Consider the following 22,370-nt stretch of genomic DNA (forward strand, 5'->3'; position numbering starts at 1 on the left):
CGGCGTTTGAATTTGCGCATGTTCATGAGCGAAGTACCACGCCGCTGTCATCTTCCCAGTACACGTAGACCTGATCGCCCCAGGTCGGACGTGCGCCACGACGTTCGGCGTTGGCCACGAACGATTGCACCAGCTTGCCGCTCGGCAGTTCGACGTAGAACACCGAGTGCCCGCCGAGGTAGGCGATGTCGTGCACCTTGCCGCTGGACCAGTTGTATTCGCAGGTCGGCATTTCGGCGGTGACCAGCAGTTTTTCCGGACGGATCGCGTAGGTCACGGACTTGTCCTGCACCGAGGTGCTGATGCCGTGGCCGACGTAGATCTGCCGGTCGAGGTCCTTGCAGGTGATGGTCGCGTGGCCTTCGGCGTCGTCGATCACTTCGCCTTCGAAGATGTTCACGTTACCGATGAATTCGCAGACCAGACGGCTGGTCGGGGTTTCGTAGATGTCGATCGGGCTGCCGATCTGGGCGATCCAGCCCAGGTGCATGATCGCGATGCGCTCGGCCATGGTCATGGCCTCTTCCTGGTCGTGGGTCACCATCACGCAGGTCACACCCACGCGCTCGATGATTTCCACCAGTTCCAGCTGCATCTGCGAACGCAGTTTCTTGTCCAGTGCGCCCATCGGCTCGTCGAGCAGCAACAGCTTCGGCCGCTTGGCCAGCGAACGCGCCAGCGCCACACGCTGACGCTGGCCGCCGGACAACTGGTGCGGCTTGCGCTTGGCGTACTGGCTCATCTGCACCAGCTTGAGCATCTCGGCCACGCGGGCGTCGATCTCGGCTGCCGGGATCTTGTCCTGCTTGAGGCCGAACGCGATGTTCTGCGCCACGGTCATGTGCGGGAACAGGGCGTAGGACTGGAACATCATGTTGATCGGTCGCTCGTACGGCGGCATGTCGGTGATGTCGACGCCGTCGAGGAAAATGCGCCCCTCCGTGGGCCGTTCGAACCCTGCCAGCATCCGCAGCAGAGTGGATTTGCCCGATCCCGAACCGCCGAGCAGGGCGAAGATCTCGCCCTTCTTGATTTCCAGGGACACATCGTCCACGGCAACCGTCTCGTCGAACTTCTTCGTGACCCGGTCGATTTTAACCAGCACCTGTTTCGGTGTCTGGTCGCCCTCGAGGGCTTTCTTATAGGCGCCGGAGGCAACTGCCATTTACGAAACTCCCAGAAAAAAAAGAGTGCAGTTCGCCCACGCAAGACGAACCCAGGATGGTTTGCGCGTTATTTACCCGACTTGACCTTGGTCCAGCTGCGGGTCATCAAACGCTGAATATTCGGTGGCAACTCGATCGACACATAGGTCTTGTCGAGAACGGCCTGCGGTGGATAAACCGCTTCGTCGGTGCGGATGGACTGCTCCATCAGCTTGTCCGAACCCGGGTTGGGGTTGGCGTAACCGACGTAATCACTGACCTGGGCAATCACCTCAGGTTTCAGCAAATAGTTGATGAAGGCGTGGGCCTCTTTGACGTTGGCCGAATCCTTCGGAATCGCCAGCATGTCGAACCAGAGCGCGCCGCCCTCTTTCGGGATGGCGTAGGCGATGTTGACGCCCTTCTTGGCTTCTTCGGCACGGTGCTTGGCCTGGAAGATGTCGCCGGAGAAACCGATGGCCACGCAGATGTCACCGTTGGCCAGGTCGCCGATGTATTTCGAGGAGTGGAAGTAGGTCACGTAAGGACGCACCGCCAGCAATTTGGCCGTGGCTTTCTCGTAATCCTTGGGATCGGTGCTGTTGGCGTTCAGGCCCATGTAGTTGAGCACGGTCGGCATCATTTCATCGGCCGAATCGAGGAACGCCACGCCGCAGCTGTGCAGTTTCTTGATGTTTTCGGGTTCGAACAGCACGCTCCAGGAATCGATCTTGTCGACGCCGAGCACGGCCTTCACTTTGTCGACGTTGTAGCCGATGCCGTTGGTGCCCCACAGATACGGCACGGCGTACTGGTTGCCAGGATCGTTCTGTTCCAGGCGCTTGAGCAGCACCGGGTCGAGATTGGCGTAGTTCGTCAGTTGCGCCTTGTCGAGCTTCTGGAACGCGCCCGCCTTGATCTGCTTGCCGAGGAAGTGGTTCGACGGCACGACCACGTCGTAACCGGTACGCCCGGCGAGCAGTTTGCCTTCCAGGGTTTCGTTGGAATCGAACACGTCGTAGACCGGCTTGATCCCGGTTTCTTTCTGGAAATCGGCCAGGGTGGTCTCGCCGATGTAATCCGACCAGTTATAAATATGCACAGTACCGGCGGCTTGGGCACCGACAGCGAACGTCAGGCCGGCAGCGGCCAGCAGGGCATTGCGCAAAGAAGAAAAAATAGGCAAGTGGAGGTCCTCTAATTTAGTTGGGCCCAAGTTGCCCCGCGCTGCATGACAGTCACGGTTGCCCGGCAACAAAACCGGCGCGCAACTTACCCTCGAAAAACCGTTCCAGCAAAACTTTCTGTCATTTAATTGCACCGCTGGCCGCCCGGGTGAAGGCGACGGCCAGCGGTTGCGGCTTCAAACCGGCTTATTTGCCGGATTTGATCTTGGTCCAGCTGCGCGTCATTTCACGCTGGGTTGCCGCCGGCAGATCGGCGATGGCATACAGCTTGGCCTGCACGTCGGCTGGCGGGTAGATGCCTGGATCGCTGGTGATGTCTTTCTCTACCAGTGGTGTTGCAGCAGCGTTACCGTTCGGGAAACGTACGGCGTTGGTGATGCCGGCCATGACTTCAGGCTTCTGCAGGAAGGTCATGAACTTGTAGGCGCCTTCAACGTTTTCGGCATCCTTCGGAATGGCGACCATGTCGAAGAAGCTGCCAGCGCCTTCCTTCGGAATGGCGTAGCTGACTTTCACCTTGTCACCGGCCTCGGCGGCACGGGACTTGGCCTGCTGCACGTCACCCGAGTAGCCGACCGCTACGCAGATGTTGCCGTTGGCCAGGTCCGAGATGTACTTGGAGGAGTGGAAGTAGGTGATCGAAGGACGAATCTTGAGGAACAGGTCCTCGGCTTTCTTGATGTCTTCTTTCTTCTGGGAGTCGGTTGGCAGGCCCAGGTAGTGCAGCGCGACCGGCAGCATTTCGGTCGGCGAATCGAGGAAGCTCACGCCGCAGCCCTTGAGCTTGGCGATGTTTTCCGGCTTCAGCAGCACGTCCCAGGAATCGATCTTGTCGACGCCCAGCGCAGCCTTGACCTTCTCCGGGTTGTAGCCGATGCCGATCGAACCCCACATGTACGGGAAGGCGTGCTTGTTGTCCGGGTCGCTGACCGACACGGCCTTGAGCAGGTCCTGGTTCAGGTTCTTCCAGTTAGGCAGCTTGGAGCGATCCAGTTCCTGGTACACGCCGGCCTTGATCTGCTTGGCCAGGAAGTTGTTGGACGGCACGACCACGTCGTAGCCGGACTTGCCCGCCAGCAGCTTGGCTTCCAGGGTTTCGTTGGAATCGAATACGTCGTAGACCACCTTGATCCCCGACTCTTTCTCGAAGTTCGCGATGGTGTCCGGAGCGATGTAGTCGGACCAGTTGTAGACGTGCAGCACTTTGTCGTCCGCGTGAACCGCGCCCGCCATCATGCCCGCGACGGACAGGGCCAGAAGTGTCTTGCCAGCAAGCTTTTTACCTAATGCCTTCATGCGTCATGCTCCAAATTTTTCTTTTTTGAACCACTTTGTTCAGCGGCCGAACCCGGACAACTGGAACCGCGGCTAGTCTGGCAAGATACGAGGCGGTCTTTCAAGAAAAGACCAGCCTTTCCAACTGCTCCGAGCGACAGCGCAACAGCTCCATCGCTCGAAGCCTAGCACTTAGCCCTGCAATGCACTGAGGGTCAGGTCCAGGCACTTGCGTGCTTTTGTAACCAGCTCATCGATCTCCGCCTTGCTGATCACCAGCGGCGGCGCAATGATCATGGTGTCGCCCACGGCGCGCATGATCAGTCCGTTGTCGAAGCAGAACTGGCGGCAGATCATGCCCACACCCTTGCCTTCGTAACGCTTGCGAGTGCCCTTGTCCTGCACCAGCTCGATGGCCCCCAGCAGACCGACCCCGCGCACTTCCCCCACCAACGGGTGATCGTTCAGTTCGCGCAGACGTTTCTGCAAATACGGTGCCGTTTCGTTGTGTGCGTTCTCGATAATTTTTTCGTCGCGCAGGATCCGGATGTTTTCCAGACCCACCGCCGCCGCCACCGGGTGCCCGGAGTAGGTGAAGCCGTGGTTGAAATCGCCGCCCTCGTTGAGCACCGCCACCACTTCGTCGCGCACGATCAGGCCACCCATCGGGATATAGCCGGATGTCAGGCCTTTGGCGATGGTCATCATGTGCGGCTTGAGGTCGTAGAAATCGCTGCCGAACCATTCGCCGGTACGGCCGAAACCGCAGATCACTTCGTCCGCCACGAACAGGATGTCGTACTTGGCGAGGATTTCCTTGATGCGCGGCCAGTAGGTGTCTGGCGGAATGATCACGCCGCCGGCGCCCTGGATCGGCTCGGCAATGAAGGCACCGACGTTGTCGACGCCGACTTCCAGAATCTTCTCTTCCAGCTGATTGGCCGCCCAGATCCCGAATTCTTCCGGGGTCATGTCGCCGCCTTCGGCGAACCAGTACGGCTGGGCGATGTGGACGATGCCCGGAATCGGCAGGTCGCCCTGTTCGTGCATGTAGGTCATGCCGCCCAGGCTCGCGCCGGCCACGGTGGAGCCGTGGTAACCGTTCTTGCGGCTGATGATGACTTTCTTGTTCGGCTGGCCCTTGATCGCCCAGTAGTGGCGAACCATGCGCAGCATGGTGTCGTTGCCTTCGGAGCCGGAACCGGTGAAGAACACGTGGTTCATGCCTTCCGGCGCCACGTCGGCGATGGCCTTGGCCAGTTCCAGTGCCGGTGGGTGGGCGGTCTGGAAGAACAGGTTGTAGTACGGCAGTTCGCGCATCTGTTTGGCGGCAGCATCCGCCAGCTCATCGCGCCCATAACCGATCGCCACGCACCACAGACCCGCCATGCCATCGAGGATTTTGTTGCCCTCGCTGTCCCACAGGTACACGCCCTTGGCGTTGGTGATGATCCGTGGACCCTTTTCTTTCAGCTGCTTGAAGTCGCTGAACGGGGCCAGGTGGTGCTCGCTGCTGAGGGCTTGCCACTCACGGGTTTGCGGGTTGTTGCTGGTCATGCCAATTCTCCTTGTTATCGGTGAAGGCGCGGCGGCTGGCCACCGCGCCCGGCGTATCAGACGGCGAAGAGCAGGTACTCACGCTCCCAGGAACTGATCACGCGCTTGAAGTTTTCATGCTCGGCCCGCTTGACCGCGACGTAGCCGGTGATGAAGGTCTTGCCCAGGTATTTCTCGATGGTTGCGCTGTTTTCCATGCGCTCCAGCGCGTCTTCGATGGTCAGCGGCAGGCGCAGGTTGCGGCGCTCGTAACCACGGCCCACCACCGGCGCGCTCGGGTTGATGCCTTCGACCATGCCGATGTAGCCGCAGAGCAGGCTCGCGGCAATCGCCAGATACGGGTTGGCGTCGGCGCCCGGCAGGCGGTTTTCCACCCGGCGGTTCTGCGGGCCGGCATCCGGGACGCGCAGGCCCACGGTGCGGTTTTCTTCGCCCCACTCCACGTTCACCGGTGCCGAGGTGTCCGGCAGGAAGCGGCGGAACGAGTTGACGTTCGGTGCGAACAGCGGCAGCAGTTCCGGGATCAGCTTCTGCAGGCCACCGATGTGGTGCAGGAACAGCTGGCTCATGGTGCCGTCGTCATTGGAGAACACGTTCTTGCCGGTCTCGATGTCGATGATGCTCTGGTGCAGGTGCATCGCACTGCCCGGCTCACCGGTCATCGGCTTGGCCATGAAGGTCGCGGCCACGTTGTGCTTGAGGGCGGCCTCACGCATGGTGCGCTTGAACACCAGAATCTGGTCGGCCAGGGACAGGGCATCACCGTGACGGAAGTTGATTTCCATCTGCGCGGTGCCGTCCTCGTGGATCAGCGTGTCGAGGTCCAGCTCCTGCAGTTCGCACCAGTCGTAGACGTCTTCGAACAGCGGGTCGAACTCGTTCGCCGCTTCGATGGAGAACGACTGACGACCGATTTCCGGACGCCCGGAACGGCCGACCGGCGGCTGCAACGGATAGTCGGGGTCGTCGCTGCGTTTGGTCAGGTAGAACTCCATTTCCGGCGCCACGATCGGCTGCCAGCCCTTGTCGGCATAGAGTTTCAGGACTTTCTTGAGGACGTTGCGCGGCGACAGCTCGATCGGGTTGCCTTGCTTGTCGTAGGTGTCGTGGATCACCTGGGCGGTCGGCTCGATGGCCCATGGCACCAGGTACACGGCGTTCTGGTCGGGGCGGCAGATCATGTCGATGTCGGCCGGGTCGAGCAGTTCGTAATAGATGTCGTCTTCGACGTAGTCGCCGGTCACCGTTTGCAACAGAACGCTTTCCGGCAGGCGCATGCCTTTTTCGGCGATGAACTTGTTGGTCGGCGAGATCTTGCCCCGGGTGATGCCGGTCAAGTCGCCGATCATGCATTCGACTTCTGTGATCTTGTGGTCTTTCAACCAATCGGTGAGCTGGTCGAGGTTGTTGCTCATAAATGCCTCTGGGCTGAGTCTCCTGACACGTGTCAGGCAGGTTTGACGCACGGGGCGTCGCGTTAAAGGGGGCTTGTTTGCGCGCAGTGCCGGCTTACGCCTGGCACCGCGCATCGACAATGAAGGAGGAGCTTACCTGCCCTTTACGCTGGCGTTGCATTTCCTGTGCACATCCAGGGTGTGCAGAATCACGGGCACGGCGACGGGCGCGGTGCAGGCCGGGAGCAGGAAAGAGATCTATATTGAAAGGAGAACCGCTGAAGAGGATGCCCTTCCCCGCGTCCAGAATATCGGACGCCGGCGCCTGATCCGCCATGGACAAAGAGATCGCTGGCAGAATGCGAGCCTGGCTGTCGGCTGCGCTGCGGACGGACGTGTCGCCACTGATGTGATAAGCATGCAGACCGTACTGCACGGAGCAGCCGGTGACGCCGATTAACGGCAGGCGAGACATGAAGCACCCCGGTATTATTGCTGTTATGGGTTTGACCCGAGCTTAGCCTTGTTCATTTTTTTACACAACACCCCCGTAAAAAATACAACACGGCCTGCTCAAGCCTGCGGGTGGCGCGTCTTTCACGGAAAAAAAAATGCCCCAAAGTGCCCCATAAATGCCCTCGCGGCGCTTTTTCGGGGCAAAAAAGGCCTCGCTTGACTTCGGCATGCCGTTCGGGTTGACTGAAACCAGAAAAGATCAATGATTGATATTTTAACAACAAAGGTGTTGCATCATGTCGGTACCCCCGCGTGCCGTTCAGCTTAACGAAGCGAACGCGTTCCTTAAGGAACATCCTGAGGTTCTGTACGTTGACCTTCTGATTGCGGATATGAATGGTGTGGTGCGCGGCAAGCGCATCGAACGCACCAGCCTCCACAAGGTTTACGAGAAAGGCATCAACCTGCCGGCCTCTCTATTTGCTCTGGATATCAATGGTTCGACGGTGGAAAGCACCGGCCTGGGCCTGGACATCGGCGACGCCGACCGTATCTGCTATCCAATCCCCGATACCCTGTGCAACGAGCCATGGCAAAAGCGCCCGACCGCGCAACTGCTGATGACCATGCACGAACTCGAAGGCGACCCTTTCTTCGCCGACCCGCGCGAAGTGCTCCGTCAAGTTGTTGCAAAGTTTGACGAGCTTGGCTTGACCATCTGCGCCGCATTCGAACTCGAGTTCTACCTGATCGACCAGGAAAACGTGAACGGCCGCCCTCAGCCGCCACGCTCGCCGATCTCCGGCAAACGCCCGCATTCGACCCAGGTCTACCTGATCGACGACCTCGACGAGTACGTCGACTGCCTCCAGGACATTCTGGAAGGTGCGAAAGAGCAAGGTATCCCGGCCGACGCCATCGTCAAGGAAAGTGCCCCGGCGCAGTTCGAAGTGAACCTGCACCACGTCGCCGACCCGATCAAGGCTTGCGACTACGCGGTACTGCTCAAGCGTCTGATCAAGAACATCGCCTACGACCATGAAATGGACACCACCTTCATGGCCAAGCCGTACCCTGGCCAGGCAGGCAACGGTCTGCATGTGCACATTTCGGTTCTCGACAAAGATGGCAAAAACATTTTTGCCAGCGAGGATCCCGAGCAGAACGCCGCGCTGCGTCACGCGATCGGCGGTGTGCTCGAGACCCTGCCCGCGCAGATGGCTTTCCTCTGCCCCAACGTCAACTCCTACCGTCGTTTCGGCGCACAGTTCTACGTGCCGAACTCGCCGAGCTGGGGTCTGGACAACCGCACCGTGGCCCTGCGCGTACCGACCGGCTCCGCCGATGCGGTCCGCCTGGAACATCGCGTTGCCGGCGCCGATGCCAACCCGTACCTGCTGATGGCTTCGGTACTGGCGGGCGTGCATCACGGCCTGACCAACAAGATCGAGCCACCGGCCCCGACCGAAGGCAACAGCTACGAGCAGAACGAGCAGAGCCTGCCGAACAACTTGCGCGATGCCCTGCGCGAGCTGGACGACAGCGAGGTGATGGCCAAGTACATCGATCCGAAATACATCGATATCTTCGTCGCCTGCAAGGAAAGCGAGCTGGAGGAGTTCGAACACTCCATCTCCGACCTTGAGTACAACTGGTACCTGCACACCGTTTAAGCGGACTGCAGCACATGAAAACGCCGTTGGCTTCTCAGCCCGCGGCGTTTTTTTATTGGCCTCTGTGGCAGAGATTCAAGCTCTGCGTACAATGCCCGCTGCCCCGCAGGAGACTTTCATGACGCGTCCCGCCCCCGTCCGCAAACCCCGTGCCCGCAGTCAGGCGCGGATCGATTCGATACTCGACGCCGCGCGCACACTGCTGGCCGCCGAGGGTGTGGCGAGCCTGTCGGTCTACAGCGTCGCCGAGCGGGCGCAGATTCCGCCCTCCTCGGTCTACCACTTCTTCGCCAGCGTCCCGGCGTTGCTCGAAGGCCTGACGGCGGATGTCCACGCCGCCTTCCGCGCCTGCCTGCAAGCGCCGATCGATCACGACGCTCTGCGCGACTGGCGCGACCTGTCCCGGCTGGTCGAGCAACGGATGCTGGAGATCTACGACGAAGACGCCGCCGCCCGCCAACTGATCCTCGCGCAGCACGGCCTGACCGAAGTCACCCAGGCCGACCGCCAGCACGACCTCGAACTGGGCGACCTGATGCACAAGCTGTTCGATCATCACTTCGAACTGCCCAAGCTGCCGGATGACGTGGACGTGTTCGCGCTGGCGATGGAACTGGGCGACCGCGTTTACGCCCGCTCGGTGCAGCAGCACGGGCAGATCACCCCGCGCATGGCCGAGGAAGGGATGCGCGTGTTCGATGCCTATATCGGGCTGTATCTGCCGCCCTATCTGCCCAAGCGGGTTCTCTAGCGCAGCACACGACAGGCACAAAAAACCCCGAAGGGCTCACACCCTCCGGGGTTGTTTTTTACTCACAGGCTTACAACTTGGCGATGGACACCTCGGTGGACTTCACGAAGGCGATCACTTCGCTGCCGACCTCCAGTTCCAGCTCCTTGACCGAACGGGTGGTGATCACCGAAGTGACGATGCCGGAGGCGGTCTGCACGTCGATTTCCGACAGCACGTCGCCGAGAACGATCTCCTTGATCGCGCCTTTGAACTGGTTGCGTACGTTGATGGCTTTGATAGTCATGATATTTCTCCTGAGGTCGAAATAAGCCGCAAGTTGCGAGCTTCAAGCGGCAAGCAAAAGCACTGTGCTTCTACTTGCGGCTTGTAGCTTGCTGCTCGCAGCTGCTTCATTGCGCCCAGCGCAATTGCGTAGGCAAGGGTGAAACGGGTTCCGGCGCCGGCGGCTCGCCGGGCAGGGACAACACACGGTTGAGCACTTCGGTTTCCAGCGCGGCCAGGCGATGGGAGCCACGGACCCGAGGGCGCGGCAGCTCCACTTGCAGGTCGAGACCGACTTCGCCGTCCTCGATCAGAATCACCCGGTCGGCAATCGCCACCGCTTCGCTGACATCGTGGGTCACCAGCAACACGGTGAAACCATGCTGTTGCCAGAGACGTTCGATCAGTTGCTGCATCTCGATCCGGGTCAGCGCGTCCAGTGCGCCCAGCGGCTCATCGAGCAACAGCAAACGCGGTTGATGGATCAGCGCCCGGGCCAGCGCCACACGCTGCTTCTGCCCGCCGGACAATGCCGCCGGCCATTCATTGGCGCGATCCGCCAGACCGACCGCATCCAGCGCCTCCAGGGCTTGTGGAAGCCAGTTGCCCTTGAGGCCAAGACCGACGTTGTCGATGATCTTTTTCCACGGCAGCAGCCGTGCTTCCTGAAACATCAGCCGGGTGTCTTCCCGGGCATCGCTGAGCGGTGCGGCACCCGCGAGCAGATCGCCGCCGGTGGGCTGATCGAGGCCGGCGAGCAGGCGCAGCAAAGTACTTTTGCCACAACCACTGCGCCCGACCACGGCGACGAACTGCCCCGCCGGAATGTGCAGGTCGATGTCACGCAGCACCTGCCGCGCGCCGAAGGTCTTCTGCAGGTTGCGCACCACCAGCGGAATCCCGCGCAGCAGGCGTGGAGGTTGTTGAGCCGTCATGCCGCACCTCCTTTCGCCACTTGATAGGCCGGATGCCAACGCAACCACACACGTTCAAGGCCACGGGCCGCGAGGTCGGCCAGTTTGCCGAGCACCGCGTAGAGCAGAATCGCCAGCACCACCACGTCGGTCTGCAGGAACTCACGGGCATTCATCGCCAGGTAACCGATGCCTGAGCTGGCGGAGATGGTTTCCGCCACGATCAGCGTCAGCCACATGAAACCCAGGGCGAAGCGCACGCCGACCAGAATCGAAGGCAGCGCACCCGGCAGAATCACCTGCCAGAACAGGCTGAAACCGGACAGGCCATAACTGCGCGCCATTTCCACCAGCGCCGGGTCGACGTTGCGGATGCCGTGATAGGTGTTGAGGTAGATCGGGAACAACGTGCCCAACGCCACCAGAAAAATCTTCGCCGACTCGTCGATGCCGAACCACAGGATCACCAGCGGAATCAGCGCCAGGTGCGGCACGTTGCGAATCATCTGCACCGAGCTGTCGAGCAGGCGTTCGCCCCACTTCGACAGACCGGTGATGAAGCCCAGCGCAAGGCCGATGCTGCCACCGATGGTGAAGCCCAGCGCGGCGCGCCAGCCGCTGATTGCCAGGTGCGTCCAGATTTCACCGCTGCGCACCAGGCTCACGCCGGCTTCGATCACCGCCACCGGCGCCGGCAAAATCCGCGTCGACAACCAGCCCGCCGACACCGACAACTGCCACACCACCAGCAACAACACCGGCAACGCCCAGGGCGCGAGGCTGTGGATAAATTTCTTCATGGCGGCGCCTCAGCTCTGGGACGCGGCTTTGGGAAGGATGTCGTTGGCCACCATCTCGCCGAAAGGGCTGACATAACCGGCGCTCTTCGGCAGTTCCGGACGCTCGACGTCAAGGTGCGGGAACAGCAGCTCGGCGACGCGATACGACTCTTCGAGGTGTGGATAACCGGAGAAGATGAAGGTATCGATGCCCAGCGCCGCGTATTCCTTCACCCGTGCCGCCACGGTCGGACCATCACCGACCAGTGCCGTACCGGCACCGCCGCGCACCAGACCGACGCCGGCCCACAGGTTCGGGCTGACTTCGAGGTTGTCGCGGCTACCACCGTGCAGCGCGGCCATGCGCTGCTGGCCGACCGAATCGAACCGCGCCAGCGAAGCCTGGGCGCGTTTGATGGTGTCGTCGTCCAGATGCGAGATCAGGCGATCCGCTGCCTGCCAGGCTTCAGCGTTGGTTTCCCGCACGATCACATGCAGACGAATACCGAAGCGTACGGTGCGACCGAGCCTGGCCGCTTTGGCGCGAACCTGTTCGATCTTCTCGGCCACCGCTGCTGGCGGCTCGCCCCAGGTCAGGACCATTTCCACTTGTTCGGCAGCCAGATCCTGCGCCGCTTCCGACGAACCACCGAAATACAGCGGCGGACGCGGTTGCTGGATTGGCGGATAGAGCAATTTGGCGCCCTTCACGCTGATGTGCTCGCCGTCGTAATCCACGGTCTGGCCTTCCAGCACCCGGCGCCAGATCCGGGTGAATTCCACCGACGCCTGATAGCGCGCTTCGTGATCGAGGAACAGACCGTCGCCGGCCAACTCCTCCGGATCGCCGCCGGTCACCAGGTTGAACAGCGCACGACCGCCGGACAGACGATCCAGGGTCGCAGCCTGACGCGCCGCCACCGTCGGGGAAATGATCCCGGGGCGCAGGGCGACCAGAAACTTCAGACGCTGGGTCACCGGGATCAGCGACGCTGCCACCAGCCACGAGTCCTCGCAGGAGCGGCCAGTGGGAATCAGCACGCCGCCGAAGCCCAGACGATCCGCCGCTTGCGCGACCTGTTGCAGATAGCCGTGGTCGACGGCGCGGGCGCCTTCGGCGGTGCCAAGGTAATGGCCGTCGCCGTGGGTAGGCAGGAACCAGAAGATGTTGAGGCTCATGGAGTGGTCTCCTTGGGGATTCGATTTACTGGGCTTGGGTAACCGAGCTTTGGGCCACAGCGGCCGGTGGGGTCCAGATCACGTCCTTGATGCTCAACGGCTTGGGAATCAGCTTGAGCTGGTAGAAGGTGTCGGCGATTTTCTGTTGCGCGGCGACCACTTCCGGGGTCAGGAACAGCGCGCCGTAGCCCTGGCGTTTCACCGAAGTCAGGGTGATGTCTGCCGGCAGGCCGAGCAGCGGCGCGACCTGTTGGGTCACGTCTTGCGGGTTGGCCTTGGACCACTCACCAACGGCGCGCACTTCTTCCACGAGGGTCTTGATCACCTCTGGATTTTTCTTTGCGTAGGGTTTGGTCGCCAGATAGAACTGGTGGTTGTCGACGATGCCTTTGCCGTCACGCAGGGTGTACGCTTGCAGTTGTTGCTCGGCGGCGGCCTGGTACGGGTCCCAGATGACCCAGGCGTCGACGCTGCCACGCTCGAACGCGGCGCGAGCATCGGCCGGCGGCAGGAATACGGTTTGAATGTCGGTGTACTTGAGGCCGGCGTCTTCCAGCGCACGCACCAGCAGGTAGTGGACGTTGGAGCCCTTGTTCAGAGCGACTTTCTTGCCCTTGAGATCCGCCACCGACTTGATCGGTGAGTCTTTCGGCACGAGGATCGCTTCGCTGTTCGGCGCCGGCGGCTCGTAGGCCACGTAGAGCAGATCGGCACCGGCTGCCTGGGCGAAGACCGGCGGGGTTTCACCGGTGACGCCGAAGTCGATCGAGCCGACGTTCAGGCCTTCCAGCAGTTGCGGGCCGCCGGGGAATTCAGTCCATTGCACGTCGACGCCTTGGGCGGCGAGGCGTTTTTCCAGGGTGCCCTTGGCCTTGAGCAGCACCAGCGTGCCGTATTTCTGATAACCGATCCGAAGCGTCTCGGCCTGGGCTTGAGTGATGGCGCCGAAGGACACAGCCGCAGCAAACAGAGCGACCAGACCACGACGCAAAAATACAGTGCGCATAGCGCTCTCCTTTTTGCTGTTGGGTTTTGGCTGCACCTGCTTGCCCGTTGACGGGCGAGTAAGGCCAGTACTTCAAGTGTCGATGTGGCTCAAATGCTCCAGCGAGCACTCAACAAACGTTCATTCAACAGCCCCGGCTCCAGCGGCTTCGGCCGGCGGGCCATGGCGCTGACAAACTGGTCCAGCGCTTCATGCAGTCGCTGCTCCAGAGCCGGCGCCAGCTGCGCCGCAGCACTGCCCTCGCCGTAGGCGATCTGGCTGTCCTCGGCAAAAATCCCTTGCAGCATTTCCTGGGCCTTCAACGCCGACAGCACCGGCTTGAGGGCGTAATCGACCACCAGCATGTGGGCGATGCTGCCGCCCGTGGCCATCGGCAAGACAATCTTGTGGTTCAGGGCGCGTTCCGGCAGCAGATCGAGCAGGGTCTTCAGTGCACCGGAGAACGACGCCTTGTAGACCGGGGTGGCGATCAGCAAGCCATCGGCGTTTTCAATCTGTTGCAGCAGGTCGAGCACCTTCGGGCTGTCGAAGCGGGCGTGGAGCAGGTCTTCGGCCGGAAAGTCCCGCACCTGATAACTCACCACTTCCACCCCTTGCTGCTGCAACCAGCGTTGCGAGCGCTCCAGCAACACCCCGGAACGGGAGCGTTGACTGGGACTGCCACCGAGTGAGACGACCAGCATTCAGATGATTCCTTGCGTGTTTCTGGCGATTCGCGGTTTGCGATCTCGCTTCAATGAGAGTGACCTTATCAGCTGATTCATATATCTATAAATCATATTTATTCATTTGGTTATTCTTTATAGAGATATACGTTTCACTTTCCTCCGGGCAAAAAAACAGGCCGTCAAAACGGCCTGAAACCCTGCATCGTGGTTACAAACTGAAGGCGCGCGGAGCATTCACCGCCGCCATCGCCAGCAGGCTGGCTCCCACATTGGAACGCGCCCTTGTGGGAGCCAGCCTGCTGGCGATTGGACTTTATTTGTTCGGCTGTGGCGTCAGGCGCAGGTACGGCTTCACCGCGCGGTAGCCCTTCGGAAAGCGTTGCTTGATTTCGTCTTCATCCTTGAGCGACGGCACGATCACCACCTCTTCACCGTCCTGCCAGTTGGCCGGGGTGGCCACCTTGTAGTTGTCGGTGAGCTGCAGCGAGTCGATCACCCGCAGAATCTCGTGAAAGTTGCGCCCGGTGCTCGCCGGGTAGGTGATGGTCAGGCGGATCTTCTTGTTCGGATCGATCACGAACAGTGAGCGCACAGTCAGGGTATCGCTGGCGTTCGGGTGGATCAGGTCGTAAAGATCGGACACCTTGCGATCGGCATCGGCCAGGATCGGGAAATTGACGATGGTGTTCTGGGTTTCGTTGATGTCTTCGATCCACTTGTGGTGCGAATCCACCGGATCGACCGACAGCGCGATGGCTTTCACGCCGCGTTTGGTGAACTCATCCTTGAGCTTGGCGGTGAAGCCCAGCTCGGTGGTGCAGACCGGAGTGAAGTCCGCCGGATGGGAAAACAGCACGCCCCAGCTATTGCCGAGCCACTCGTGGAAACGAATCTTGCCGGCGCTGGAATCCTGTTCGAAATCGGGGGCGATATCGCCGAGTCTGAGGCTCATGGTGCTGCTCCTGATGAGTTGTTGGAGACCTCAACTGTAGCTCGCAATTTGCCATTCAGAAAAAGAATAAATAACTAGATATCTAGATCATTTACGAATATTAAACTTCTGTTCACTGGACGCTCGCCGGCAACGCGCCGAACATCGGCCCCAAGGTTCGAGAAGGCCTTGAGTTGCTGTAAAGAGGGAAATGTCGGGAAAGGTCTACGGGGGTGGGCCTGACCCGAAAACACAAAAGCCCCGTCCGGCGCGATGCCGGACGGGGCTTTTTTACGTCGGTTGCTCGAGCGCTATTACAGCAGCGGGATCGAGTAGCTGACGATCAGGCGGTTTTCGTCCTGGGAACGAGTGTTCGCCAGGTCGGTGCGCCACATGGCGTTCTTCCAGGCAACGCCGAGGTTCTTCAGCGGGCCTTCCGGAATCACGTAACCAACGGTCAGGTCACGTTCCCACTCGGTTTTTTCGCCCAGCGGAGTGTCGATGTTATCGCCACGCAGGTAGATCACACCGGCGGTCAGGCCAGGTACGCCGACCTTGGCGAAGTCATAGGCGTAGCGAGCCTGCCAGGTACGCTCACCGGCACGACCGAACTTCTGGATCTGCATGTCGGTGATGGTGCTGTTGGACGAACCGTCACCCTGGTTCAGCCAAGGGAAGTCGCTGTCGCCCTTGGTGTACTGGTAGCCGGCGCCGAAGGTGTGACCTTCAACCGAGTACAGTGCCAGGTAGCTGTACAGATCGTTGTCGACCTTGCCCTTGACGGTGTTGCCGCCGTAGTAGCCGCTGGTGAAGTACGCAGGCGTGTCGCCGTTGTTGCCGTTGTCACGGCTGCGGTAGTAGCGCAGGTCGCTTTTCAGTACGCCTGGACCGATGGCCCAGTTGTGTACCAGACCCAGGAAGTTCTGCGAGTAGAACTCTTTCAGCTCGCCGTAGTAGTACGAGGCGGTCAGGTCCTTGGTCAGCTTGTAGTCAGCACCGGCGTAGTAGAACTTGTTGCTGAACACGCCCTTGTCGTAGTTCGAACCGGCGTTCGCACCAGCGATCGACAGGTTTTCGTCGTTGCTGGAGTTACGGCCCTTGGCGGATTCGATCTGACCGGCAGTCAGGGTCAGGTCCTTGATTTCGTTGGACTTCAGCTCGCCACCGGTGAAGGTTTGTGGCAGCAGACGACCATCGTTGTACTTGATGACCGGGTTGTTCGGCATCAGGGTACCGATCTTCAGCTCGGTCTGGGAGATCTTGACCTTACCGGTCAGGCCCAGGCTGGCGAAGTCATGCACGGCACGGTTGCCATCGCTCGGGAAAATGGTGCCGCCGGAAGCGCTACCCGACGAGTTGCCGCTCTTGTCCGGGCTGGAATCCAGACGCAGACCGTACAGGCCGATGGCGTCAACGCCGAACTGGACGGTGCCCTGGGTGTAACCCGAGATGAAACGCAGATCGAAGCCTTGGCCCCACTCTTCGTTCTTGTTCGGGCCAGTGCCATCGCGGTTGTCAGTGTTGATGTAGAAGTTACGCAGCCCCAGTGTGGCCTTGCTGTCTTCGATGAAACCGGCTGCGCCTGCCTGCTGCGCAATAACCCCTACCGCCACGGCCAGAGCCAGGGTGGACTTGTTCATGTATAGCTCCTCTCGTTTCTAATTCTTGTGTTCCTGGTCCGGAGTCTGATGCCCCTGGATCCTAAGATGCGCGATTAGCGCCAGACCGTGACTGACAAGTCAATCTTAACCTTGTGCGTCTACGACCAAGGTCTAATCGCAGTTATTTGGTCCTTGCAGGGTAAAGACTTCCAGATAAACCCAAAAAGAATTTATTCATTCTTTTTCATACCATTCAGGAATATGGCTGGATAGTGGCCATCTGTACCGGGATACAGCGTATCGGCGCCTAAGCTCATTCCTAAATGGTATTTATTAGCCTTTTTTTAGATCGTTTAGCTTTGGCGAAACCCCGATTCGTCAAACCCTATCGAAAAGGCGACGCCATCATGGCCAAACGTGCACTATCTAGTCAATTTGTTACAGTTTGTGTGTCAGCGCTGATTTCTTTTTCTGTCCATGCTTCCAGCCTCACTGTCGGCTACCAGACCGGCATCGATCCAAGCAAAGTCCCCCAGGCCGACGGCGTTTACGAGAAGACCATAGGCGAGAAAATCGACTGGCGCCGTTTCAACAGCGGCCCGGAAGTAGTGACAGCCATCGCCTCCGGTGACGTACAGATCGGCAACCTCGGCTCCAGCCCGCTGGCGGCCGCCGCTTCGCGCAACCTGCCGATTGTCGCCTTCATCGTTTCGGCACAGATCAATGCCGCCGAAGCACTGGTGGTGCGCAACGGCAGTGGTATCGACAAACCCGAGGATCTGGTGGGCAAGACCATCGCCACACCCTTCGTCTCCACCTCCCACTACAGCCTGCTCGGCGCGCTCAAGCACTGGGGCCTGGACACCTCGAAAGTCAAAGTGGTGAACCTGCAACCCGCAGAAATCGCGGCGGCCTGGAAACGCGGAGACATCGACGGCGCCTTTGTCTGGTCGCCGGCACTGGGTGAAATCCGCAAGACCGGCAAGACCCTGACCGATGCGGCCCAGGTCGCTCAGTGGGGGGCGCCGACGTTCGAAGTCTGGGTCGCGCGCAAGGACTTTGCCGAGAAGCATCCGGAGGTCGTGGCCAAATTCGCCAAGGTGACTCTGGACTCGTTCGCCGATTACGCCGCCCATAAAGACAGCTGGACCGCCGACTCGGTGCCGGTGCATAAAATCGCCAAACTGACCGGTGCCAACGCCGCCGACGTCCCGGAATTGCTCGCAGGTTCGGCCTTCCCGGACGCCAAGGCACAACAGACCACGGCGCTGCTGGACGGCGGCACGGCGAAAGCGATTGGCGAGACGGCAAAATTTTTGAAGGAACAAGGCAAGGTCGAAAGCGTACTGCCCGACTACTCGCCTTATGTCAGTGCGAAGTTTGTAACCGAATAAACGCTATCGCGAGCAGGCTCGCTCCCACACAGGCTCACTGAACCATGTGGGAGCGAGCCTGCTCGCGATGAGGGCGTCACATCACAGGGACTTCTCGAAGATCTTCGAATTGCGCTGATAGTTATAGAGAGAAGCCCGGGCCGCCGGCAGGCGCTCGACGCTGCTCGGCTCGAACCCACGCTCGCGGAACCAGTGGGCGGTGCGGGTGGTGAGGACGAACAGCGTCTTCAGGCCCTGCGCCCGGGCACGGGTCTCGATGCGCTCGAGCAACTCGTCACCGCGACCACCATGGCGGTATTCCGGATTCACCGCCAGGCACGCCAGTTCACCGGCATCCGAATCGGCAATCTGATACAGCGCCGCACAGGCGATGATCATCCCTTCGCGCTCGACCACGCTGAACTGCTCGATCTCGCGCTCCAGCACTTCACGGGAACGACGCACCAGAATCCCCTGTTCTTCCAGAGGACTGATCAGATCGAGCAGACCACCGACGTCTTCAATCGCCGCCTCGCGCACCAGTTCGAACTGTTCCTGGGCCACCAGCGTACCGCCACCGTCGCGGGTGAACAGTTCGGTCAGCAGCGCGCCGTCCTCGGCATAACTGACGATATGGCTACGCGCCACGCCGCCACGGCAGGCTTCGGCGGCGGCATCCAGCAATTCCGCCTGATAGTTGCTGCCCAGGCGCTGCAAGTGCGCCGGCACCTGTTGCGGCCGCAGCTCGCGCACCAGTTTGCCGTTTTCGTCGATCAGACCGAGGTCGGCACCGAACAGCAGCAGCTTGTCGGCACCCAGATCGATGGCGGCGCGGGTGGCGACGTCTTCGCAGGCCAGGTTGAAGATTTCACCGGTCGGCGAGTAACCCAGCGGCGACAGCAGCACAATGGAGCGCTCGTCGAGCAGGCGGTTGATGCCCTTGCGGTCGACCCGGCGCACTTCGCCGGTGTGGTGATAGTCGACACCTTCCAGCACGCCGATCGGCCGCGCGGTCACCAGGTTGCCGCTGGCCACCCGCAGGCGTGAGCCCTGCATCGGCGACGAGGCCATGTCCATCGACAGCCGCGCTTCGATGGCGATTCGCAGTTGACCGACCGCGTCGATCACGCACTCAAGGGTTGCGGCATCGGTGATGCGCATGCCGTGGTGGTAATGCGGGGTCAGGCCGCGCGCGGCGAGACGGGTTTCAATCTGTGGACGGGAACCGTGCACCAGCACCAGTCGCACGCCAAGACTGTGCAGCAGCACGATGTCATGGACGATGTTGCCGAAATTCGGATGCTCCACGCCGTCGCCGGGCAGCATGACAACGAAGGTGCAGTCGCGGTGGGCATTGATATAAGGAGACGCGTGACGAAGCCAATTGACGTATTCGGGCATGAACCTGGGCCTGTAATAAATAGCAGCCGGAAAAAGGGCGAAACGGAAAACGCACAGCGGGCTGATGGTTATCGTCGGAACAGGCTTGGCGACACGCGCGCTCTCCTCATGAATACGGGTTGGCAGGACGGCAATTTATACAGCTTTGAGACAGTAATGTTCGATCAACTGCCGCAATAGATGCACGGTAGGCTGCAAACGTGACATTTCAAGGTACTCGTCCGGCTGGTGGGCGCAGGCGATGTCGCCGGGACCGAGCACGATGGTTTCGCAGCCAAGGCGCTGAAGATAAGGCGCTTCGGTGCCGAACGCTACCGCTTCGGCCGCATGGCCGGTGAGTTTTTCGGCGATTCGCACCAGCTCGGCGTCCTCGGACTGCTCGAACGGCGGCACCTCGGGGAACAGCGGCGCGTAATCGATCTTCACCTGATGCCGCTCGGCGACCGGGTTGAGCTTGCGCAGGATCTCGGCTCGCAGCACCTTCGGGTCCATCCCCGGCAACGGCCGCAGATCGAACTCCAGCGAACACTGGCCACAGATGCGATTGGGGTTGTCGCCTCCATGGATGCAGCCGAAATTCATGGTCGGCTGCGGCACACTGAACTGCGGGTTGTTGAATTCGCGTTGCCACAGCAGACGCAGACCACGCAGTTCGCCGATGGCGTCGTGCATGGCTTCGAGAGCGCTGTGCCCCAGGCGCGGATCCGACGAATGGCCGCTCTGCCCGAGGATATCGATGCGCTCCATCATGATGCCCTTGTGCATGCGGATCGGCTTGAGCCCGGTCGGCTCGCCGATCACCGCCGCCCGGCCCAGCGGCTGACCTGCTTCGGCCAGCGCCCGGGCACCGGACATCGAGCTTTCTTCATCGCAGGTGGCGAGGATCAGCAGCGGTTGCTTGAACGGCTGGTCGAGCAGCGGTTGCACGGCTTCGATGATCAGGGCGAAAAAGCCCTTCATGTCGCAACTGCCGAGGCCGACCCAGCGGCCGTCGACTTCGGTGAGTTTCAGCGGGTCGGTTTTCCACAATGCATCGTCGTAGGGCACCGTGTCGCTGTGCCCGGCCAGTACCAGCCCGCCGGGACCGCTGCCGAAACTGGCGAGCAGGTTGAACTTGCCGGGACTGACCTGCTGGATGTCGCAACTGAAGCCCAGATCTCCCAGCCATCCGGCGAGCAGGTCGATCACCGCCCGGTTGGATTGATCCAGGTTCGGTTGGGTGCAACTGACCGACGGCACGGCGATCAGTGCAGCGAACTGGTCTTGCATGGATGGCAAAGGCATCGCTGACTCCAACTCCCGGATTGAAGTCCATCATAGAACCATCCGGCGCCGAGAATAAACCGCCGCAAAGCGTAGGAAGGTTCAGTCCTGTACACTGCACGACCTTGGCAGCCACACATTCCCCCGGCTGCGCTCCCGATCCTGGATTTTCCGGCCATGCAGAAAGAAACCGAAATCAAACTCCGCGTCAGCCGCGAAACCCTCGCCGCCCTGCGCGAGCACCCTCTACTGAAAAAACGCAACAAAAGTGGCTGGGAACGCCGTGAGTTGATGAATCAATACTTCGACACGCCCGAGCGTGATCTGGCCCGGGCCAAGGTTGCCCTGCGCCTGCGCAAGGACGGCGAAGAAGTGATTCAGACCCTCAAGACCCGTGGCCAGAGCGTCGCCGGTCTGTCCGAGCGTAACGAGTACGACTGGCACCTGCCCAAAGCCAAACTCGATGTGAAGAAACTCGACGGCGAATGCTGGCCCGAGTCCCTCGCCGAGCTGGACAAGAAAACCCTGAAGCCAATCTTCACCACCGATTTCGTCCGCGAGCGCGCCGAAATCGCCTGGGGCCGTGGCAAGACCAAAGTGGTCATCGAGGCCGCGCTGGACCTGGGCCACGTGGTGGTCGGCAAGCAGAAAGAAGAAATCTGCGAGCTGGAACTGGAACTGCGCGAAGGCGAGCCTGCCGCGCTGCTGGAACTCGCTGCCGAACTGGCCGAAACCCTGGCCCTGATGCCTTGCGATATCAGCAAGGCCGAGCGCGGCTATCGCCTGTACGACGCCAACAGCTACTCGCTGAGCCTGCCGGCGCCGGCCATCAGCGCTGAAACCCCGCTTGACGACGCCTTCGCCGCCCTGAGCTGGCACTTGCTCGGCAGCAGCCAGCGTCTGGCCGAACAGTATCGCTTCAACGGTCACTGGCGCCTGCTGCAGGACTGGGTCGAAAGCCTCGCGGAAATGCGCGCCCTGCTGAGCAGCCTCGGCCAGGCTGCGCCGCGTCAGTCGACCCACGATCTGCGTGTGGCGCTGGATGCATTGCTGGAAGACTGGCGCCCGCTGGTGCAGGTCGGCCTTGAAGACGAAGACGTGCGCAAAGCCGCGCCAGAGCAGTTCCTCGAAGAACTGGAAGACCCGCGCTGGGGCCTGTTCTCGCTGAACACGTCGCGCTGGTTGCTGGCCCGCACCTGGGCCGCCGACCGCAACACCCGTGGCAATCGCCAGGGTGCCGCGCAATTGCAAAGCTGGTTGCCGCGCCTGCTGGGCGAAGAAGCCACTTCCCTGCAATTGCAGCGTTATCAGCAGCAGCCGGAAGATCTGGCCGAGCAACTGCCGCGCATCGAACGCATCCAGGTCTGGCTGCACCACGCGCGCAACGTGCTGGAAATCCCGGAAATGGATCGTCTGTACGGCGAGCTGAACAAACTGGCGCAACTGGCCAACGAGCCGACTATCACCGATGAACTGCTCGATGCACGCAAGCATCAGGCGATCGCGGTTTACCAGAATCGCGCCTGGAAAATGCTGCTGCGCATGTAACAACC

At 60.8% G+C, this 22,370-nt stretch carries 20 protein-coding genes; 4 read left to right on the forward strand and 16 right to left on the reverse strand.

Annotated features, from left to right (window positions below; translation table 11 throughout):
• Positions 1-22: 22 nt before the first annotated feature.
• The 6 genes from DLD99_RS27490 to DLD99_RS29740 form a co-directional block, all read right to left on the reverse strand.
• Positions 23-1,165, reverse strand: a complete 1,143-nt coding sequence (locus DLD99_RS27490) for an ABC transporter ATP-binding protein (RefSeq protein ID WP_085708998.1) — start codon at positions 1,163-1,165, stop codon at positions 23-25.
• A 68-nt stretch (positions 1,166-1,233) separates the two neighbouring features.
• Positions 1,234-2,331, reverse strand: a complete 1,098-nt coding sequence (locus tag DLD99_RS27495) for a polyamine ABC transporter substrate-binding protein (RefSeq protein ID WP_085708997.1) — start codon at positions 2,329-2,331, stop codon at positions 1,234-1,236.
• Positions 2,332-2,518: 187 nt separating this feature from the next.
• Positions 2,519-3,628 carry a polyamine ABC transporter substrate-binding protein gene (locus DLD99_RS27500; protein ID WP_085708996.1) on the reverse strand — a complete coding sequence of 370 codons (1,110 nt, stop codon included), beginning with the start codon at positions 3,626-3,628 and terminating at the stop codon, positions 2,519-2,521.
• 171 nt (positions 3,629-3,799) lie between these two features.
• Positions 3,800-5,164 carry an aspartate aminotransferase family protein gene (locus DLD99_RS27505; RefSeq protein ID WP_114886184.1) on the reverse strand — a complete coding sequence of 455 codons (1,365 nt, stop codon included), beginning with the start codon at positions 5,162-5,164 and terminating at the stop codon, positions 3,800-3,802.
• Positions 5,165-5,220: 56 nt separating this feature from the next.
• On the reverse strand, positions 5,221-6,579 hold the full coding sequence (locus tag DLD99_RS27510) for a glutamine synthetase family protein (protein ID WP_011336448.1): 1,359 nt from the start codon (positions 6,577-6,579) through the stop codon (positions 5,221-5,223).
• 94 nt (positions 6,580-6,673) lie between these two features.
• Positions 6,674-7,033 (reverse strand): gamma-glutamyl-gamma-aminobutyrate hydrolase family protein, encoded by a 360-nt coding sequence (locus DLD99_RS29740; RefSeq protein ID WP_162803519.1) that lies wholly within the window; start codon positions 7,031-7,033, stop codon positions 6,674-6,676.
• 277 nt (positions 7,034-7,310) lie between these two features.
• Here DLD99_RS29740 and DLD99_RS27520 point away from each other — a divergent pair, with 277 nt between their 5' ends.
• The gene (locus DLD99_RS27520; RefSeq protein ID WP_085581012.1) at positions 7,311-8,687 is read left to right on the forward strand and encodes a glutamine synthetase family protein; all 1,377 of its coding nucleotides are present in this window, start codon (positions 7,311-7,313) and stop codon (positions 8,685-8,687) included.
• Between the two features lie 118 nt (positions 8,688-8,805).
• Positions 8,806-9,438, forward strand: coding sequence for a TetR/AcrR family transcriptional regulator (locus DLD99_RS27525; protein ID WP_102619652.1), 633 nt, complete (start codon positions 8,806-8,808; stop codon positions 9,436-9,438).
• 70 nt (positions 9,439-9,508) lie between these two features.
• On the opposite strand, the gene DLD99_RS27530 is transcribed toward DLD99_RS27525, so the two are convergent.
• The 8 genes from DLD99_RS27530 to DLD99_RS27565 all read right to left on the reverse strand — a co-directional run bounded on the left by DLD99_RS27530 (position 9,509) and on the right by DLD99_RS27565 (position 16,819).
• Entirely contained in the window at positions 9,509-9,724 is a 216-nt protein-coding gene (locus DLD99_RS27530) for a TOBE domain-containing protein (RefSeq protein WP_007953520.1), read from the reverse strand.
• A gap of 106 nt (positions 9,725-9,830) precedes the next feature.
• Entirely contained in the window at positions 9,831-10,637 is an 807-nt protein-coding gene (gene ssuB, locus DLD99_RS27535) for an aliphatic sulfonates ABC transporter ATP-binding protein (protein ID WP_114886188.1), read from the reverse strand.
• Complete coding sequence (gene ssuC / locus DLD99_RS27540) at positions 10,634-11,416, reverse strand: aliphatic sulfonate ABC transporter permease SsuC (RefSeq protein WP_114886190.1); 783 nt, start codon at positions 11,414-11,416, stop codon at positions 10,634-10,636. Before ssuC ends, ssuB begins: the two co-directional genes overlap by 4 nt.
• 9 nt (positions 11,417-11,425) lie before the next feature.
• Positions 11,426-12,574: an FMNH2-dependent alkanesulfonate monooxygenase gene (ssuD, locus tag DLD99_RS27545; protein ID WP_114886192.1), complete on the reverse strand. Its 1,149-nt coding sequence runs from the start codon at positions 12,572-12,574 to the stop codon at positions 11,426-11,428.
• Between the two features lie 25 nt (positions 12,575-12,599).
• The gene (locus DLD99_RS27550) at positions 12,600-13,580 is read right to left on the reverse strand and encodes a sulfonate ABC transporter substrate-binding protein (RefSeq protein WP_114886194.1); all 981 of its coding nucleotides are present in this window, start codon (positions 13,578-13,580) and stop codon (positions 12,600-12,602) included.
• An 89-nt stretch (positions 13,581-13,669) separates the two neighbouring features.
• Positions 13,670-14,263, reverse strand: a complete 594-nt coding sequence (gene ssuE, locus DLD99_RS27555) for an NADPH-dependent FMN reductase (RefSeq protein ID WP_085708988.1) — start codon at positions 14,261-14,263, stop codon at positions 13,670-13,672.
• 298 nt (positions 14,264-14,561) lie between these two features.
• Positions 14,562-15,200: a peroxiredoxin gene (locus tag DLD99_RS27560; RefSeq protein WP_085708987.1), complete on the reverse strand. Its 639-nt coding sequence runs from the start codon at positions 15,198-15,200 to the stop codon at positions 14,562-14,564.
• A gap of 293 nt (positions 15,201-15,493) precedes the next feature.
• Positions 15,494-16,819 carry an OprD family porin gene (locus tag DLD99_RS27565; protein ID WP_114886196.1) on the reverse strand — a complete coding sequence of 442 codons (1,326 nt, stop codon included), beginning with the start codon at positions 16,817-16,819 and terminating at the stop codon, positions 15,494-15,496.
• A 365-nt stretch (positions 16,820-17,184) separates the two neighbouring features.
• On the opposite strand from DLD99_RS27565, the gene tauA reads away from it, so the two are divergent.
• Complete coding sequence (gene tauA / locus DLD99_RS27570) at positions 17,185-18,174, forward strand: taurine ABC transporter substrate-binding protein (RefSeq protein WP_114886811.1); 990 nt, start codon at positions 17,185-17,187, stop codon at positions 18,172-18,174.
• A gap of 81 nt (positions 18,175-18,255) precedes the next feature.
• Here the strand turns inward: tauA and argA are convergent, their stop codons facing one another.
• Positions 18,256-19,554: an amino-acid N-acetyltransferase gene (argA, locus tag DLD99_RS27575; RefSeq protein WP_007951778.1), complete on the reverse strand. Its 1,299-nt coding sequence runs from the start codon at positions 19,552-19,554 to the stop codon at positions 18,256-18,258.
• A 135-nt stretch (positions 19,555-19,689) separates the two neighbouring features.
• A complete protein-coding gene (argE, locus tag DLD99_RS27580; protein ID WP_114886198.1) occupies positions 19,690-20,838 on the reverse strand; it encodes an acetylornithine deacetylase in 1,149 nt (382 codons plus the stop codon).
• 156 nt (positions 20,839-20,994) lie between these two features.
• Between argE and DLD99_RS27585 the strand changes: the two genes are divergently transcribed.
• Positions 20,995-22,365, forward strand: coding sequence for a CYTH domain-containing protein (locus DLD99_RS27585; protein ID WP_085708983.1), 1,371 nt, complete (start codon positions 20,995-20,997; stop codon positions 22,363-22,365).
• The last annotated feature ends 5 nt before the right edge of the window (positions 22,366-22,370 follow it).

It is taken from the genome of Pseudomonas kribbensis, from assembly GCF_003352185.1.
GTDB lineage: Bacteria > Pseudomonadota > Gammaproteobacteria > Pseudomonadales > Pseudomonadaceae > Aquipseudomonas > Aquipseudomonas kribbensis.

Bases quoted from the DNA above. Each gene is read 5' to 3' on its own strand.
- DLD99_RS27490 (WP_085708998.1), bottom strand. From the start codon at position 1,165: ATGGCAGTTGCCTCCGGCGCCTATAAGAAAGCCCTCGAGGGCGACCAG.
- DLD99_RS27500 (WP_085708996.1), bottom strand. From the start codon at position 3,628: ATGAAGGCATTAGGTAAAAAGCTTGCTGGCAAGACACTTCTGGCCCTG.
- DLD99_RS27505 (WP_114886184.1), bottom strand. From the start codon at position 5,164: ATGACCAGCAACAACCCGCAAACCCGTGAGTGGCAAGCCCTCAGCAGC.
- DLD99_RS27510 (WP_011336448.1), bottom strand. From the start codon at position 6,579: ATGAGCAACAACCTCGACCAGCTCACCGATTGGTTGAAAGACCACAAG.
- DLD99_RS29740 (WP_162803519.1), bottom strand. From the start codon at position 7,033: ATGTCTCGCCTGCCGTTAATCGGCGTCACCGGCTGCTCCGTGCAGTAC.
- DLD99_RS27520 (WP_085581012.1), top strand. From the start codon at position 7,311: ATGTCGGTACCCCCGCGTGCCGTTCAGCTTAACGAAGCGAACGCGTTC.
- DLD99_RS27525 (WP_102619652.1), top strand. From the start codon at position 8,806: ATGACGCGTCCCGCCCCCGTCCGCAAACCCCGTGCCCGCAGTCAGGCG.
- DLD99_RS27530 (WP_007953520.1), bottom strand. From the start codon at position 9,724: ATGACTATCAAAGCCATCAACGTACGCAACCAGTTCAAAGGCGCGATC.
- ssuB (WP_114886188.1), bottom strand. From the start codon at position 10,637: ATGACGGCTCAACAACCTCCACGCCTGCTGCGCGGGATTCCGCTGGTG.
- ssuC (WP_114886190.1), bottom strand. From the start codon at position 11,416: ATGAAGAAATTTATCCACAGCCTCGCGCCCTGGGCGTTGCCGGTGTTG.
- ssuD (WP_114886192.1), bottom strand. From the start codon at position 12,574: ATGAGCCTCAACATCTTCTGGTTCCTGCCTACCCACGGCGACGGCCAT.
- DLD99_RS27550 (WP_114886194.1), bottom strand. From the start codon at position 13,580: ATGCGCACTGTATTTTTGCGTCGTGGTCTGGTCGCTCTGTTTGCTGCG.
- ssuE (WP_085708988.1), bottom strand. From the start codon at position 14,263: ATGCTGGTCGTCTCACTCGGTGGCAGTCCCAGTCAACGCTCCCGTTCC.
- DLD99_RS27560 (WP_085708987.1), bottom strand. From the start codon at position 15,200: ATGAGCCTCAGACTCGGCGATATCGCCCCCGATTTCGAACAGGATTCC.
- DLD99_RS27565 (WP_114886196.1), bottom strand. From the start codon at position 16,819: ATGAACAAGTCCACCCTGGCTCTGGCCGTGGCGGTAGGGGTTATTGCG.
- argA (WP_007951778.1), bottom strand. From the start codon at position 19,554: ATGCCCGAATACGTCAATTGGCTTCGTCACGCGTCTCCTTATATCAAT.
- argE (WP_114886198.1), bottom strand. From the start codon at position 20,838: ATGCCTTTGCCATCCATGCAAGACCAGTTCGCTGCACTGATCGCCGTG.
- DLD99_RS27585 (WP_085708983.1), top strand. From the start codon at position 20,995: ATGCAGAAAGAAACCGAAATCAAACTCCGCGTCAGCCGCGAAACCCTC.